Source organism: Streptomyces sp. NPDC054883 (genome assembly GCF_053610645.1).
The window spans coordinates 53593-65368 of record NZ_JBSGYT010000032.1 but is presented as its reverse complement, the minus strand read 5'-3'; the positions used below and the strand labels follow the sequence as shown (position 1 = coordinate 65368).

Genomic DNA, 11776 nt, shown 5'->3' with positions numbered 1-11776 from the left:
GTCAGCCGCCCTGCTCGTCACCGACCGGGCTTATGACGGCCGGTAGCCGGTAGGACCGGCACCGTACCGACCATTGTGATCTTGAGGGGGGACGCGTGAGGCACAGCAGCGTGCGTGGGGAGGGGGCGCCCGACCAGGCCACCGGCGGCGGCATACCCGGTGGCGGTGCGGGCGCGACCGGCGTCGTGCCCCCACCGCGGTCGGGCTCCGCGGGGGCCCGGCCCCCCGGCGGCCGCGGACGGCCCGTCCGCAGGCGCCGGCGGCGCGCGCTGTTCTGGGGCGCCTCGGTCCTGGCGTTCCTGATCCTCGCCACATCGGGGGCCGGGTACCTCTACTACCGGCACCTCGACGGCAACATCCGCAGCGGCCAGCGGCTCAGCGGCGACAGCGGCGTGGCCAAGACCGAGGCGAACGCCAAGGGCCAGCGCCCGCTGAACATACTGCTGCTCGGCTCGGACAGCCGGAACAAGCCGGAGAACGTGGAACTCGGCGGCAGCCGGGACAGCATCGGGGCGCCTCCGCTCGCCGACGTGCAGATGCTGCTGCACGTCTCCGCCGACCGGCAGAACGCCTCGGTGGTCAGCGTTCCGCGCGACACCGTGGTGGACATACCCGAGTGCACGGACCCGAAGACCGGCGAGAAGTTCAAGAAGACCCACGCCATGATCAACGAATCCCTCGGGCGCGGCGGCCCCGGCTGCACCCTGGCCACCTGGGAGAAGCTGACCAACATCTACATCGACCACTGGATGATGATCGACTTCTCCGGGGTCGTGCAGATGGCGGACGCGATCGGCGGCGTCGACGTCTGCGTGAAGGACAACGTCTGGGACCGCCCGCTGCCCACCTCCAGCGGCGGCTCCGGCCTCAAACTGAAGGCGGGCGTCACCAAGATCAAGGGCGAGCAGGCGCTCCAGTGGCTGCGCACCCGGCACGCGTTCAGCAGCGACCTGGGCCGGGCGCAGGCCCAGCACATGTACATGAACTCGATGATGCGGGAGCTGAAGAGCCAGAACGCCTTCACCGACGTCGGCCGGATCACGGCCCTGGCGGAGGCGGGCACGAAGGCACTGGAGGTCTCGGAGGAGATCGGCTCGGTCAAGAAGCTGTTCAACCTGACGATGCAGCTCAAGGACGTACCGGTGAACCGCATCACGATGACGACGATGCCGACGTTCCAGGACCCGGGGGACCGGGACCGGCTGATCGTGAACCCGACCGACGCCGGCAAGCTGTGGACGATGGTCCGCAAGGACGTGGCCTTCGACAAGAACGGCGATCCGCAGGCTTCCCCGAGCCCGCAGCCGAGCGAGCCGGCCGCCCAGCCCAGCCGGTCCGCGGCGGGCGCGGACGCCTCGCAGCAGCCGGTCACCACGCCCGACAAGATCACCGTGCACGTGGTCAACGGCACGGCCGCCGGTATGCCGCTCGCGCCGCAGCGGGCCTCGGTGGTCGCGGGGGCACTGGTCGGCAAGGGCTTCACCGGGGCCAAGGCGGACAGCGCGCTGATCCCGGAGAAGACCACCGTGGTCCGCTACCCGAGCGCGGACCTGGCCGACGAGGGGCAGAGCGTCGCGGCGGCGCTCGGCATCCCCGCGAGCGCGGTGCAGCAGTCGGCCGACGTCTCCCGGATCACGCTGATCGTGGGCGCCGACTGGCGCGAGGGGACCGCGTACCCGCAGCAGGCTCCCCCGGCGGCCGGGTCGGTCCCGGACACGGCCGAGGCGATCAACGGCGCGGACTCGGGGCAGTGCATGGACGTGTACAAGCCCTACCGGTGGTGAGCTGAGGCCTCCCCGGCGGACGGGGAAGGACGAAAGGGGTGGCCCGGTCCTGCACGGACCGGGCCACCCCTTCGACGTCTTCCCGGCCGGGACGGGCCGGGCGCACGGGCCGGGCGCGCCGTTCGGGGCCGCCCGGCCCGTCCGCTACGTCAGACCCCCGACGGGGTGTCGCTCCGCACCGACGGGCGGCGGCTGGCGATGACCTTGGCCGCCAGTGCGCGGGGGCTGGTCAGGAAGCCGAAGCCCCAGCACATGTGCATGGTTGCCAGGGCCACCGGGATCTGCGCCCGGGCCTTGAGCGAGAGCCCCTTGCCGGCCGGGACGGAGCCCGCGGTGATGGCCGCCAGGTAGCCCGCCGGGACGACGAAGGCCCAAGGGGTGAGGGCGGCGCCCGCCACCAGCCCGGCGGCGATGGCGCAGACGGCGGTCGGCGGGGCCAGGTAGCGCAGGTTGATCGAGCCCGAGTGGTAGCGGGCCACCACGTGGCGCCAGCGCCCGTAGTCCTTGTACTGCTTGGCGAGCGCCCGTACGGAGGGCCGCGGGCGGTACTGGACCTTCAGCTCGGGCGAGAACCAGATGAGCCCGCCGGCCTCGCGGATGCGGAAGTTCAGCTCCCAGTCCTGGGCGCGGATGAACTCCTCGTTGTAACCGCCCTGCTGCTCCAGCGCTTCCCGGCGGAAGACGCCCAGGTAGACGGTCTCGGCCGGGCCGGCCTCGCCTCCGGTGTGGAAGGCCGCGTTGCCGACGCCGATCCTCGACGTCATCGCGGCGGCGACGGCGTCCTCCCAGGCGTTCTCGCCCTCGGCGTGCATGATGCCGCCGACGTTCTGCGCGCCGGTCTCCTCCAGGAGCCGGACGGCGGTGGCGATGTAGTCAGGGGAGAGCATGCCGTGGCCGTCGACGCGTACCACGATCGGGTGACGCGAGGCCTTGATGGCGGCGTTGAGGGCGGCCGGGGTGCGGCCGGTGGGGTTCGGGACGGTGTGGACGCGGGCTCGTTCGTCGGACGCGGTTTCGCGCACGAGCTCGGCGGCGATCTCGTCGGTGCGGTCCGTGGACGGCCCGAGTGCGATCACCACCTCCATCTCGCCTGCGTACTCCTGGCCGAGGATGTGCCGGACGGAGTCACGCAGGTGGCGCTCCTCGTTGAGCACCGGCATGATCACCGAGACTGCGGGCTGCTGGGCGGGCATGTGGTCCTTCACGGTCGGGTATCGGTGTCACGTTACCGCGTACGGGGGAACCGGGGGCGCGGCGGACGAGCGGTGCGGACGGACGCCGGTCGTATGGGCCTACTGTTCTGACGATCAGCAAATCCCTCATAGCCGACATGCATCCAGATATCGGCTCATTCGTCCCTGCTGTTCCCCCGCGGAGGTGTCCCCCGTGCCCCAGCCGCACCGTCCCACCCGTCCCGCCAGGCCACGGCCGCCCCGGCGCGCGCCGCACGGTGGTGGTGGCGGCCCGGCCCGGCGCCCCGGGGACGGGCCCCGGTGGGGAGTGCGGCTCGCGGGCGGCCTGGCGCTGGTGGTGCTCGCCTCCGGAGCCGTCGGGCACGCCGTGATGACCGGACTGGACACCGGGATCGACCGGGTGGACCCGTTCAAGGACATGAAGAACCGCCCGCAGGCCGGGCACGGGATGAACTTCCTGCTCGTCGGCACCGACGGCCGCGACAAGATCACCCCGGACGAGAAGCGCGAGTACCGCCTCGGCGGGGCGCCCTGCCACTGCACGGACACGATCATGCTGGTGCACCTGTCCGCCGACCGGGACCGGGCGAGCGTGATCAGCCTGCCCCGGGACAGCTACGCGGAGGTCCCCGCCCACCGGGACCAGAACACCGGCAAGCCGCACCAGCCGCACGCCGTCAAGCTGAACGCCGCGTACTCGGAGGGCGGCCCCGGCCTGACCGTGCGGACCGTGGAGAACATGACCCGGGTGAAGATCGACCACTACCTGGAGGTCGACTTCACCAGCTTCATGAAGACCGTCGACGCGGTGGGCGGCGTGGAGATCTGCACCGCCAAGACGATGCGCGACAGCTACACGGGCCTGGAGCTGCTGCCCGGCACGCACCGCCTCACGGGAGGCCAGGCCCTGCAGTACGTGCGCTCGCGCCATGTCGACGGGGCCGCGGACCTGGGCCGGATGCAGCGCCAGCAGCGGTTCGTCGCCGCCCTGATCAAGCAGGCCACCGCCAGTGGGGTGCTGCTGAACCCGGTGAAGTTCAAGCAGCTCAGCTCGACGCTGCTGGGCTCGGTGCGGGCCGACCGGGACTTCGGTTCGGAGCAGATGCTGGCACTGGGCCAGGCGATGCGCGGCTTCACCCCGTCCTCCTCGGAGTTCGCCTCGGTGCCGGTCGGCGACACCTCGTACGAGGTCAAGGGGGTCGGCTCGACGGTGAAGTGGGACGAGCCGAAGGCGGCCAAGCTCTTCGAGTCGCTCCGCGAGGACCGGCCCCTGGCCGGCGCCCCCGCCGGGCAGCGTCCCCAGGCCGAACGCCCCGGCAGCCGGCCCCCGGCGGCCGTCCCGGTCGACGTCCCGCCGGACGAAATCCGGGTCCAGGTGGAGAACGGCACCCGGATCGACGGGCTGGGCGGCCGGGTGGACGCCGCGCTGCGCGCCACCGGCTTCGACACCACCGGCCGCCCGGGCGGCGCGGCCCGCCGGGACGTCAAGCGCACGGTGATCACCTACGACCCCCGCTGGGACCGCTCGGCGCGCACGGTTGCGACGGCGCTGCCCGGCAGCGAGCTGCGCGCCGTCCCCGGCCAGGGCCGCACGGTCCTGGTGACGGCGGGCACGGACTACAAGAAGGTCCTCCCGGTCCGCGAGGACGACCCGTACGAGGGCCCCTTCGCGGTGGCTACGGGCGACCAGGTGAACTGCGGCAAGTAGCGGACGGGTGCCCGGTTACTTCGTCCGCTCCAGCAGGGACACCTGCAGGCCCTTGACGCTGGTCTTCCGCAGCACCTTGTAGTGGCTCGCCAGCGCCTTCGCCTGCTGCTCGGGGAGCTTGTGGTACGGGTTGTCCGTCCCGCTCCAGGTGACGACCCAGATCCGGCGGGTGGTGTCGAGGCACGCGACGGGCTGGGGGCACTCCCGCGGGAACAGGTCGTCGCGCTGCACCGCGGTGCGCTGCGAGAACACGTCACGGAGCTTGACGCGGTCGGGAAGGAAGTACTCCACCTGGAAGTCGATCATGTACACGTTGTCGGCGCCCCGGACGGGCACGAAGCCGTCCCCCGGCCGGTACCCCTCGGCGATGACGTGCGCGGCCGCCTCCCCGTCGAGGCCCACCTTCACGAGTTCGGTACGGAGCTGGCGCTGGTCCGGGACACCGAGGAGCACGATGGCGGCCAGCCCGGCCGCCCCCACCGCCCTCGGCTTGACCGCGGCCAGACCGGCGGAAGCCAGCACCACCCAGGCGGGGACGGTGAACAGCAGGTAGCGGTCCATGAAGTACGAAGTGCTGCCCTGCGAGACCAGGAAGTCGGCCGCGATGGGGACCGCTCCGATCAGGCCCAGCTCCAGCGCGGGCCGCCGGCCACGGGTCCAGGCGAGCGGGAGCAGTGCCGCCGCCGCGACGGCGAGGGCGACGAGCGGGCTGCCGTAGAGGGCGTTCCAGACGTCGGCGAGGTTCCGCAGGTGCGGGGTCTTGATCCAGCTGATCTGCCGGCCCACCTGCCGCTGCCCGAGCAGCACCAGCGGGATCACGGGCAGCAGCGCGACCGCGGTCGTCAGGGCGTAGGCGCCGAGGGTGCGGCCACGGCGGTCGCCGCGCCGGCGCAGCACCACGATCAGTGCGTGCGGCAGCAGGAAGAGCAGCGAAACGATGTGGAACAGGCCGGCCAGTGCCACCGCGAGGGCGTACGGGGCCCAGCGCCGCGGCGTCGGACGGTCGAGCGCCCGCATCAGCAGCCAGGTGGCGGCGGTGACCGCGAGCAGGACGAACGCGTACGACCGCGCCTCCTGCCCGTACCGGGAGACCGACGGGAGCAGGGCGAAGAGCAGGCCGGCGAAGACGGCGGTACGCCGGTCGAAGAGCCGGCGGGCCGTCAGTACGACGAAGGCCGCCGCCGCGGCCATGGCCAGCGCCGACGGCATGCGCAGCATCGTCTCCGAGTCGCCGAACGCGGTCATCCAGAAATGGAGGACCAGGTAGTAGAGGCCGGATACGGCGTCCACGTGGCCGAGCGTCTGGAGCAGGTCACCGGTACTGCGCGAAGCGGCGCTCCAGCTGGCCAGCTCGTCGCGCCAGGGCTGCACTCCCCCGCTGCCGTAGACGGTGACGGCGAGGGTCAGCAGGGCCGCCCACAGCCAGTCGAGGCGCGCTGCTCGCGACGCCCGCGCGCCGGCCGCCGCCTGGTGCGGCACGCGGCGGGCAGAGCCGGCCTCAGGCAGGGCCGTACTCCTGGTCGTCATCTGCTCGTACCTTCCGGATCCATCGGGACGGCTGCGGTGCGCCGGCACAAGGGGAAACCGGACCGGGCTCGACGTGCCAGGGTAGATCAGTCTGCGGGGCCGCAACCAATCCACCGCGGTCCCCACTGCGCGGGGCGGCCCGAAGTCACCTGGGCCGGACCGGCGGATCGCTCTTGGGCAGCGAAACCTTCGCCCCGTCCAGCAACCGCTTGAGCAGCGCCGACAACGGCCGCTCGGCGAAGCGGTGGACGAGCCAGGAGAGCACCAGGACGACGGTCAGGCACAGGGCCAGCAGCCGGAACGGAGCGATACCGTGATCGCGGCCCCAGCGGATCATGGCCCAGCCGAGCTCCTGGTGGAGCAGGTAGACGGGGTAGGTGAGCGCACCGGCCACCGTGAGCCACTTCCAGCGGATCCAGTTGAGGGCGCCCATCGCGGCGGCGAGCATGACGAGGAAGGCCGCGGCGGAAACGGCCGCCATCACCGGCCAGGACAGGCTGTGGTGCACCTCGTACTCGTAGCCGCCCACGGTGATGTGCAGCCGGTTCTGCGCGAACAGCCAGGAGAAGGCGACCACTCCGAGCAGCAGCGGGTTCACCCCGAACCGGTAGATGAGGTACATGGCCACGCCCGCGATGAAGTACGGGGCGTCCTGTGGCATGAAGACCGTGTCCATCAGCTTGCTGCCGGTGCCCGGCGTGATCACGGCGAGGATCGTCCAGATTCCGCAGAACGCCAGCACCCGGCGGTAGGTCAGCCCCATGACGGCGACGACCGCGAAGAGCAGGTAGAAGCGGAGCTCGATCCACAGCGTCCAGTACACGCCGTCGGCCTCGGTCACGCCGAGGGGGCGTTCCAGCATCGTGAGGTTGGTCAGCACGTCGCTGACGCTCATCGGCTTGCGGCTGGCACGGACGGTGGCCGCGAAGTTCACCACGAGGGTGGTGATGACGATGCCGACCCAGTAGGCCGGGTAGAGCCGCACGACCCTGGAGGTGAAGTAGTCCCGTGGGGACCGGCCCCAGCACGACATGCAGATCACGAAGCCGCTGATGAGGAAGAACAGCTGGACGCCCATCCAGCCGTAGGAGGCGAACCGGTGGACGCCCGGCATCAGCGTCCGCGGGGTGGCGCCCCACACCTCCGGGTGGATGTTGACGCCGGCCCAGTGGAAGGAGACCACGGAGAGCGCCGCTATCAGGCGCAGACCGTCCAGCACGTAGAGCCGGGGGCGACGCGCTCCGCCGGCGGCCTGTCGGGCCGATTGCGCGGGCACGGCGTCCAGCACAGGCGGGGGTGGTATCACAGCTGACATGGGGCTCGACTCCGCGATGTTTCCGGCTCGGGATCCGACGTCGCATCCGCTGGCGAGCACGCCCCGACGTCTGACGCCACCTTACGGGCGGCTTATGGCGCCACACGACGCAGCGGCGGTTCAGTGACTCGAAACACGCGCGCGCGGCCTCAGTCGTCGAGCCCCTCCGCCGACCGGCGTTCGCGGAGCTCCATGATGGCCTGGCGGCGGGCCAGGCGGTGGGTGCGGCGGATCTGGGCCTCCTGGAAGCGCCGCTCGTCCTTCTCCGTCTCCGGGAGGACGGGCGGAACGACGCGCGGCTTGCCCTCGCCGTCGACCGCCGCGAAGACGAGGTAGGCGCTGCCGACCTGGGTGGCGGGGGTGGACTCGTTCCAGCGCTCGGCCAGGACCCGTACCCCGATCTCCATGGAGGTGCGGCCGGTCCAGTTGCACTGGGCCTTGACGTGGACCAGGTCGCCGACGCGGACCGGGGCGAGGAAGACCATCTCGTCCATGGACGCGGTGACCGCGGGACCGCCCGAGTGGCGCCCGGCCACGGCGCCGGCCGCGTCGTCCACCAGCTTCATGATCACCCCGCCGTGGACCGTACCCAGGAGGTTCGTGTCGTTGGCGGTCATGATGTGGCTGAGGGTGGTGCGGGAAGCCGAGGTCGGCTTGCCCGCGGGATCGCCCGCTATCTGTGTCATACGGACACCTTAAAGCGGTCCCGGAAGCATCAGCTCTGCAACAGCACCGGTACGAAGTACCCACCGGGCTGTCGGGCGGCTCGGCCGGGAAGGCATCCTTGGGCACATGAATGACTGGCCCGAGCCCGAGGGTCCGCAGCGGATGCGGCACATCCAGCGGCAGCAGCCGCCCGTCCGGCAGCCCGGCCCGCCGCGGCCGCCCGCCGACCCGCCGGCGCGGCGGTCCGGGTACGGCGTGCCGCCGCAGCAGGCGCAGAGCCCGGGCGGCTATGACAGCGGTTACAACACCGGGCAGCTCTACGGCACGCCCGCGGGCGGCGGCGCCGGGCGTCCGCCGGCCGGACCGGTCGGCCCGGGCGGCCCCGGCGGCCCGGGCCGCTCCCCCGACGTCCGCAAGCGGATCAAGATCGGCGCGATCGTCCTCGTCTCCGCGCTGGTGGTCACCACGGTCGGCACCTACTTCTGGGCCGACTCCAAGGTGCGCCGCGAGGTGGACCTCTCCAAGGTGATCGAGCGCCCCAAGGAGGGCGACTGCACCACGTACCTCATCGTCGGCTCCGACAGCCGCGAGGGCATGTCCGACGAGGAGAAGAAGAAGCTCCACACCGGCTCCGCCGAGGGCAAGCGCACCGACTCGATGATGATCCTCGCGAAGTGCTCCAGCGGGAACACCATGGTCTCGCTGCCGCGCGACTCGGACGTGGAGATCCCGTCCTTCGTCGGATCGCAGTCCGGGAAGAAGTTCCCGGCCCAGGGCCGCCGGGTCAAGCTCAACGCGGCCTACGCGGAGGACGGCCCGGAGCTGCTGGTGCGCACGATCGAGTTCAACACCGGCCTGCGCATCGACCACTACGCGGAGATCGGCTTCGCCGGCTTCGCGAACATCGTGGACGCGCTGGGCGGCGTGGAACTGGACATCGAGAAGGGGTTCAAGGACGAGAAGTCCGGAGCCGACTTCAAGGCCGGCCGGCAGACCCTGAACGGCAGCCAGTCCCTGGCGTTCGTCCGTACCCGCTACGCCTTCGCCGAGTCGGACCTGCAACGGACGAAGAACCAGCAGAAGTTCCTGTCGGCGCTGGCCAGTCAGGCGGCGACCCCGTCCACGATCCTCAACCCCTTCGCCCTGTACCCGGTGATGGGCGCGGGCCTGGACACGGTGATCGTGGACAAGGACATGGGCCTGTGGGACATGGGTCAGATGTTCTTCGCCATGAAGGGCGTCAACGGCGGTGACGGCGTGTCGATGAACATGCCCATCTCCGGTGAGCGCGGCGGCAACCTGATCTGGGACAAGGCCAAGGTGCAGCAGTTGGTGAAGCAGATCCAGAACGACGAGAAGGTCACCGTGCAGAGCCGCTGACGGGCACCGGGTACGACGGCGTGCGGGGCGGCGCGCAGGAACGGCGTGCGCCGGGTGTACGGGGACGGTCCGATAGGTTGCCGTACAACTGTTGCGGCTCACGCGCCGGGGGGAAGTCCGGGAGCCCGTGCCGTCGGTGCGGCATGGAACCGGACGGGCGTCCTTCATGGCTCTGGAGCGTCCATGTCCCTGCACCCGTCCCCGCGCGCCTTCCGCAGGCCGCAGCCAGACGGTGACCACCCCGCGAAGCCCGCCATCCCCGGACAGGCGGCGGCCGGACCGGTGTCCGGGGCACGGCTGCGCGTCCTGGACGGGCTGCGCGTCGTCGCGGCGGCGGCCGTGCTCTTCCACCACTACACCCGCGAGGACATCTGGGGGCGCGACGCCTTCGGCTGGCTGACCACGGCCGGCCGGTACAGCTGGCTCGGCGTCGAACTGTTCTTCATGATCAGCGGCTTCGTCATCTGCATGTCGGCGTGGGGCCGGCCGCTGGGCGGCTACCTGCGCAGCCGGGTGGTCCGGCTCGGACCGGCCTACTGGTTCTGCGTGCTGGTCACGATGGCCGTGCTGCTCCTCGACGGCGAGCCGTTCGGCGGCGCCGGGCCCGGGCTGAGCCAGGTCCTGACCAACCTGACGATGTTCCAGACCCCGCTCAAGAGCGGCCTACTGGACATGTCCTACTGGACGCTCTGGTCCGAGGTCAGGTTCTACCTGCTCTTCGCCGTGGTCGCCTGGACGGGCCTGACCTACCGCAAGGCGCTCAACTTCTGCTGGATCTGGACCGTCGCCTCCCTCCTGGCACCGACGTCCGGACTGCCGCTCTTCGACACCCTGGCCAATCCGGTCTACTCGCCGCTGTTCGTCTCCGGGATCTGCTTCTTCCTGATCCGCCGCGAGGGCCCGCGCGCCGGCGAGCCGTGGGCGCTGCTGGGCCTGTCGTGGCTGCTGATGCAGCGCTGGCTCAACGACATCGTCGCCTGGAACACCGTCAAGGGAGACCGGCTGTCCTGGGAGGCGTGCCTGGCCGTGGTGAGCGTCTGCTACCTCGTCATGGCGGCCGTGGCCCTGCGGTGGCTCGACCGGATCGACTGGCGCTGGCTGTCGGTGGGCGGCGCCATGTCGTACCCGCTGTACCTGCTGCACCAGCAGATCGGCATCACCCTGCTGCGGCAGTGGCACCGCGACGTCGAACCGTGGACGCTGCTGCTGTCGGCGGTCGCGGTGATGCTGCTGGCCTCCTGGCTGGTCCAGCGCTACGTGGAACGGCCGTCCGCCCGGCTGCTGAAGCAGTGGCTGGAGAGCCGGCCGGCGCGCGCCTGACCGCCGGACGCCCGGGGGGCACCCCGTCGGCGGGGTGCCCCTTCCGGATGTCCTGACCTGTTACTTGCCGGCGCGGGCGCGCAGCTTCCACGGCATGGCGATGGACTCCAGCTGGACCGCGAGGTTCATCTTCGACTCGCCGACGGTGCGGTCCTCGAAGTGGATCGGGACCTCCATCACCTGGAAGCCGCGGCGCAGGGCCTTGAACTTCATCTCCACCTGGAAGCTGTAGCCGGCGCTGCCGATCGACGCCAGGTCGATCGACTTCAGTGCGTCGGCGCTCCACAGGTTGAAGCCGCCCGTGATGTCACGGACGCGGGTGCCCAGGATGGTGCTCGCGTAGGCGTTGGCCCAGCGGGAGAGCAGCTTGCGGTGCGCGCCCCAGGCGTCGGAGAGGGTGCCGCCGGGGACGTAGCGGCTGCCGACGACGAGACCGGCGCCGGTGGAGCGGGCCACGCCCAGCATCTCGGCGATCTTCCCGGCGGGGTGCGAACCGTCGGCGTCCATCTGGAGCACGTACTCGGCGCCGTCCTCGACGGCCCTGCCCATGCCGGCCGCGTAGGCGCGGCCGAGGCCGTCCTTGGCGGTGCGGTGCAGGACCGACATGCGCGGCTTGCCGTCCTCGGTGAGGAAGCCCTCGGCCAGCTCGTCCGCGATCTTGCCGGTGCCGTCGGGCGAGGAGTCGTCGACGACCAGCAGCCGCAGGCCCGGCTGGTCGAGGCCCATGAGCAGCTCGACCATCCCCGGCAGGTTGCCGGCCTCGTTGTACGTGGGCATGACCACGGTGAGCGGGGTGTGCGCCCAGCTGTCCGGGAGCTTCGTGGTTGCGACGTCGGTCGCGCGGGGAGTCTGCTGCTCGCCTATCACAGGGTTATGCCTCACT

The 11776-nt window shown here is 71.2% G+C and carries 9 protein-coding genes; 4 read left to right on the top strand and 5 right to left on the bottom strand.

Going from position 1 to position 11776, the window contains the following annotated elements; translation table 11 throughout:
• Positions 1 to 95: 95 nt before the first annotated feature.
• The gene (locus tag ACWGH1_RS23010; protein ID WP_453356854.1) at positions 96 to 1784 is read left to right on the top strand and encodes an LCP family protein; all 1689 of its coding nucleotides are present in this window, start codon (positions 96 to 98) and stop codon (positions 1782 to 1784) included.
• Between the two features lie 149 nt (positions 1785 to 1933).
• On the opposite strand, the gene ACWGH1_RS23005 is transcribed toward ACWGH1_RS23010, so the two are convergent.
• Entirely contained in the window at positions 1934 to 2977 is a 1044-nt protein-coding gene (locus ACWGH1_RS23005) for a glycosyltransferase family 2 protein (protein ID WP_453355239.1), read from the bottom strand.
• A gap of 193 nt (positions 2978 to 3170) precedes the next feature.
• Here ACWGH1_RS23005 and ACWGH1_RS23000 point away from each other — a divergent pair, with 193 nt between their 5' ends.
• Positions 3171 to 4685 carry an LCP family protein gene (locus tag ACWGH1_RS23000; protein ID WP_453355240.1) on the top strand — a complete coding sequence of 505 codons (1515 nt, stop codon included), beginning with the start codon at positions 3171 to 3173 and terminating at the stop codon, positions 4683 to 4685.
• A gap of 15 nt (positions 4686 to 4700) precedes the next feature.
• Here the strand turns inward: ACWGH1_RS23000 and ACWGH1_RS22995 are convergent, their stop codons facing one another.
• The 3 genes from ACWGH1_RS22995 to ACWGH1_RS22985 all read right to left on the bottom strand — a co-directional run bounded on the left by ACWGH1_RS22995 (position 4701) and on the right by ACWGH1_RS22985 (position 8213).
• Positions 4701 to 6212, bottom strand: a complete 1512-nt coding sequence (locus ACWGH1_RS22995; protein ID WP_453355241.1) for a glycosyltransferase family 39 protein — start codon at positions 6210 to 6212, stop codon at positions 4701 to 4703.
• Positions 6213 to 6357: 145 nt separating this feature from the next.
• Positions 6358 to 7488 (bottom strand): acyltransferase family protein, encoded by a 1131-nt coding sequence (locus ACWGH1_RS22990; protein ID WP_453355242.1) that lies wholly within the window; start codon positions 7486 to 7488, stop codon positions 6358 to 6360.
• Between the two features lie 188 nt (positions 7489 to 7676).
• On the bottom strand, positions 7677 to 8213 hold the full coding sequence (locus tag ACWGH1_RS22985; RefSeq protein WP_453355243.1) for an acyl-CoA thioesterase: 537 nt from the start codon (positions 8211 to 8213) through the stop codon (positions 7677 to 7679).
• A 106-nt stretch (positions 8214 to 8319) separates the two neighbouring features.
• On the opposite strand from ACWGH1_RS22985, the gene ACWGH1_RS22980 reads away from it, so the two are divergent.
• On the top strand, positions 8320 to 9573 hold the full coding sequence (locus tag ACWGH1_RS22980; RefSeq protein WP_453408965.1) for an LCP family protein: 1254 nt from the start codon (positions 8320 to 8322) through the stop codon (positions 9571 to 9573).
• 183 nt (positions 9574 to 9756) lie between these two features.
• Positions 9757 to 10893: an acyltransferase family protein gene (locus ACWGH1_RS22975; RefSeq protein WP_453353928.1), complete on the top strand. Its 1137-nt coding sequence runs from the start codon at positions 9757 to 9759 to the stop codon at positions 10891 to 10893.
• Positions 10894 to 10953: 60 nt separating this feature from the next.
• On the opposite strand, the gene ACWGH1_RS22970 is transcribed toward ACWGH1_RS22975, so the two are convergent.
• On the bottom strand, positions 10954 to 11760 hold the full coding sequence (locus tag ACWGH1_RS22970) for a polyprenol monophosphomannose synthase (protein ID WP_453353929.1): 807 nt from the start codon (positions 11758 to 11760) through the stop codon (positions 10954 to 10956).
• Between the last annotated feature and the right edge of the window lie 16 nt (positions 11761 to 11776).

Coding starts and splice junctions, on each gene's coding strand:
- ACWGH1_RS23005 (WP_453355239.1), bottom strand. CDS start 2,977: ATGCCCGCCCAGCAGCCCGCAGTCTCGGTGATCATGCCGGTGCTCAAC.
- ACWGH1_RS22995 (WP_453355241.1), bottom strand. CDS start 6,212: ATGACGACCAGGAGTACGGCCCTGCCTGAGGCCGGCTCTGCCCGCCGC.
- ACWGH1_RS22985 (WP_453355243.1), bottom strand. CDS start 8,213: ATGACACAGATAGCGGGCGATCCCGCGGGCAAGCCGACCTCGGCTTCC.
- ACWGH1_RS22980 (WP_453408965.1), top strand. CDS start 8,320: ATGAATGACTGGCCCGAGCCCGAGGGTCCGCAGCGGATGCGGCACATC.
- ACWGH1_RS22975 (WP_453353928.1), top strand. CDS start 9,757: ATGTCCCTGCACCCGTCCCCGCGCGCCTTCCGCAGGCCGCAGCCAGAC.